We start from the raw sequence: 2,634 nt of genomic DNA on the forward strand, positions 1-2,634 counted from the left end.
CCCCGCACCCCCGTGAGCACCGAGTCGAGGAAGCGGGCCCCGGTGAGCCGCGCCTCGTCGAGGGCGCAGTCGCGCAGCGCGCAGTCCAGGAACCGCGCGCCCTCCGCCGACTGCCCCGCGAGGTCGAGCCCGGCCAGTTCCAGCCCGTCGTAGTCCCCGTCCGGTGCGAGCCCTCCCCCGTACGCCTCCAGGGGAGGCAGCCGCAGGTCGGGCCGCCGCGCCGCCGCCACCGCCGTCTTCTTCTTCCGAGTCGTCGCCATGCCTCCATGGTGATGTACGCCACTGACAACACCCCCGATGTCACAAACGCGGTGCCCCCGGCCGTCCCATGGGCGGGACCGGACACCAGGTCCGTTCGAGGGACAGGGAGAGCGACATGCGCAGGCTCACGATCGTCGGCGGCGGCTTCGCCGGACTGACCGCCGCCATCACCGCCGCCGAGGCGGGCGTCCGGGTGACCCTCCACGAGGCGCACCGGACCCCCGGCGGCCGGGCCCGTACGTCCGAGGGCCCGCACCACACCAACGAGGGCCCGCACGCCCTGTACGCGGGCGGCCCGCACTGGACCTGGCTCAAGCAGCGCGGACTCCTCGGCCCGCTGGCCCCGCTGCCGGCCTCCGAGGTCCTCCGGCTCCGCTTCCACCGGGGCGGTTCTGTGCTCCGCACCCCGCCGCCGGCCATGATCCGCCAGGCGCTGCGCAGCGCCGGGAAGGCCCCCGTGGACACCGACTTCCGCACCTGGGCGACCGGGCTGGCGGGCGAGCGGGGCGCGCGGGCGGCCGCCGCGTACTCCGGGGTCGCGCTCTTCCACCACGACCCGGGGTCGCTCTCCGCCCGGTTCGTGCAGGAACGGCTGCACCGGGCCGCCGCCCTGCCGCCCGAGGCGCACTACGTCCGGGGAGGCTGGGGCCGGCTCGTCGAGCGGATGGTCGCGCGCGCGTGGGAGCTGGGCGCCCGGATCGAGACCTCGGCCCGGGTCGACAGCCTGGACGACCTGCCGCGCGACCAGGGGCCCGTGATCGTCGCGACCGCCCTGCCGGCCGCCGCCCGGCTGCTCGGCGACCCGTCGCTGACGTGGGAGAGCGGCCGTACCGTCCTGTTCGACCTGGCGGTGCGGACCCGGAAGGGCGACCCGTTCGTGCTCTCGGACCTGGACGCCCCGGGCTGGATCGAGCGCTTCACCGCCCAGGACCCCACGCTCGCCCCGGCCGGGCAGCAGCTGATCCAGGCCCAGCTGCCGATCGGCCCCGACGCGTCCAAGGCGGACGGCGTGGCCCACGCCGAACGGCTCCTCGACCTGGGCTTCCCCGGCTGGCGCGAGCGGACGGTGTGGCGGCGGGAGTCGCTGTCCCAGGGCCGTACGGGGGCGGTCGACCTGCCCGGCACGACCTGGCGCGACCGGCCCGCCATCGACCGGGGCGACGGGGTGTACCTGGTGGGCGACCAGGTGGCGGCGCCCGGGGTGCTCTCGGAGGTGTCGTTCACCAGCGCGGTGGAGGCGGTGTCACTGGCGCTGCGCGCGCGTCGCGGCGACGACCGGAAGGGGCTTGACCTCAAGCATGCTTGAGGTCGGAGGCTGTTCCTCGTCACTCACCGACCGCCCGCACGACGAACGGGGAACGCCATGCACGCCATCCGCCTCCACGCCTTCGGTCCCGCCGAGAACCTCGTGTACGAGGAGACCCCCGACCCGGTACCCGGCCCCGGCCAGGTCCGCATCAAGGTCGCGGCGGCCGGCGTGCACCTCCTCGACACCGCGCTCAGGGAGGGCCGGACGGGCCCCTTCCCCGCGCCCGTCGAGCTGCCCACCGTCCCGGGGCGCGAGGTCGCCGGCACCGTCGACGCCCTCGGCGAGGGCACCGACCCCGGCTGGCTCGGCAGGCGGGTCGTCGCCCACCTCGGCATGGCCCCCGGCGGCTACGCCGAACTCGCCGTCACCGACGCCACCCGCCTGCACGCCCTGCCCGACCACCTCGGCGAGGCGGAGGCCGTCGCCATGATCGGCACCGGCCGCACCACCCTGGGGATCCTCCAGTTCACCGAACTCGGCCCCGACTCGGTGGCGATCGTCCCCGCGGCGGCCGGCGGCATCGGAACCCTGCTCGTCCAGTACGCCAAGAACGCCGGCGCCACCGTCATCGGCCTGGCCGGCGGCCCCGCCAAGACCGCCCGCGTCGAGGAGAACGGCGCCGACCTCGCCGTCGACTACACACGGCCCGACTGGCCGCGTCAGGTCCGCGCCCACCTGGACGGGCGCACCGCCACGGTCGTCTTCGACTCGGTCGGCGGCGACACCGGCCGCGCAGCCGTCGACCTCCTCGGCAAGGGCGGGCAGCACCTCGTCTTCGGCTGGTCGAGCAGCGGCCTCCTCGACGGCGAGCCGCTCACCTTCACCCCGGAGGAGCTGGCCGAGCGCGGCATCACCTCGGAGTCCGTCCTCGGCCCCGTCATGCTCCAGAAGGCAGGCGGGGACGTCCGCACCCTCGAACTCGCCGCCCTGGACGCCGCGACCACCGGCACCCTCCGCCCGGCGGTCCAGCGCTTCCCCCTCGCGGACGCGGCGGCCGCGCACCGTGCCCTGGAGACGCGGGGCACGACGGGCAAGGTGGTCCTGATCCCCTGATCCCCTGATCC

Annotated in this window: 3 protein-coding genes; 2 read left to right on the forward strand and 1 reads right to left on the reverse strand. The window is 75.9% G+C overall.

Going from position 1 to position 2,634, the window contains the following annotated elements; translation table 11 throughout:
• Positions 1–260, reverse strand: a 260-nt coding sequence (locus tag EAO70_RS35740; protein WP_187284186.1) for a pentapeptide repeat-containing protein, incomplete at its 3' end; no start/stop codon positions are given.
• A gap of 116 nt (positions 261–376) precedes the next feature.
• Between EAO70_RS35740 and EAO70_RS35745 the strand changes: the two genes are divergently transcribed.
• Together EAO70_RS35745 and EAO70_RS35750 are read left to right on the forward strand one after the other, a co-directional pair.
• Positions 377–1,567 (forward strand): phytoene desaturase family protein, encoded by a 1,191-nt coding sequence (locus tag EAO70_RS35745; RefSeq protein WP_148006957.1) that lies wholly within the window; start codon positions 377–379, stop codon positions 1,565–1,567.
• A gap of 57 nt (positions 1,568–1,624) precedes the next feature.
• A complete protein-coding gene (locus tag EAO70_RS35750) occupies positions 1,625–2,623 on the forward strand; it encodes a zinc-binding dehydrogenase (RefSeq protein WP_148006958.1) in 999 nt (332 codons plus the stop codon).
• Positions 2,624–2,634: the final 11 nt, after the last annotated feature.

It is taken from the genome of Streptomyces sp. adm13(2018) (assembly GCF_008042145.1).
Classification (GTDB): Bacteria; Actinomycetota; Actinomycetes; order Streptomycetales; family Streptomycetaceae; genus Streptomyces.

Bases quoted from the DNA above. Each gene is read 5' to 3' on its own strand.
- EAO70_RS35745 (WP_148006957.1), top strand. From the start codon at position 377: ATGCGCAGGCTCACGATCGTCGGCGGCGGCTTCGCCGGACTGACCGCC.
- EAO70_RS35750 (WP_148006958.1), top strand. From the start codon at position 1,625: ATGCACGCCATCCGCCTCCACGCCTTCGGTCCCGCCGAGAACCTCGTG.